This window comes from Streptomyces bugieae (assembly GCF_036352915.1).
Classification (GTDB): domain Bacteria; phylum Actinomycetota; class Actinomycetes; order Streptomycetales; family Streptomycetaceae; genus Streptomyces; species Streptomyces endophytica.
Map to the genome: position 1 here is coordinate 1 of NZ_JAZBJP010000222.1, position 398 is coordinate 398.

Below are 398 nucleotides of genomic sequence, written 5' to 3' on the forward strand. Positions count from 1 at the left end.
TGGCGCCCGACTGCCGGCGCGACACCTGTGTCTGTGTCAGTCCCAGCACCCCTGCGACCGACCGCTGCGATTCACCCGTTACCTGCATCAATGCGGCCACCGTCAGCCGCAGCGACTCCTCCAAGCGCAATCCCATGTCACTACCTTACCTTACCTGAATCCATGCAACTTCCGCATGGAAAGAACCTTTTCACTGTTATTGATGCAGAAAAGCTTTCTGCGTTTTTGAGGGAGCTGAAGGTTCCCGGGCACGCGGTGCAGCAGCGATCCATGCCGTCCCGTTCACGTGGAAGCCGTCGGACCGCGCGCACCGGGCTTCCCGATTCGCCCGGCGCGCCTGTTCCACCGCGCGGTCGGACGGGCACCGCAGGCATACGAGGTCCACGACACGGCTGCGC

The 398-nt window shown here is 63.1% G+C and carries 1 pseudogene; it reads right to left on the reverse strand.

Annotation, left to right across the window (positions count from 1 at the left end):
• Nucleotides 1–136 (reverse strand): annotated as a pseudogene (locus V2J85_RS40975) (XRE family transcriptional regulator); the annotation flags it as partial.
• Nucleotides 137–398 lie beyond the last annotated feature (262 nt).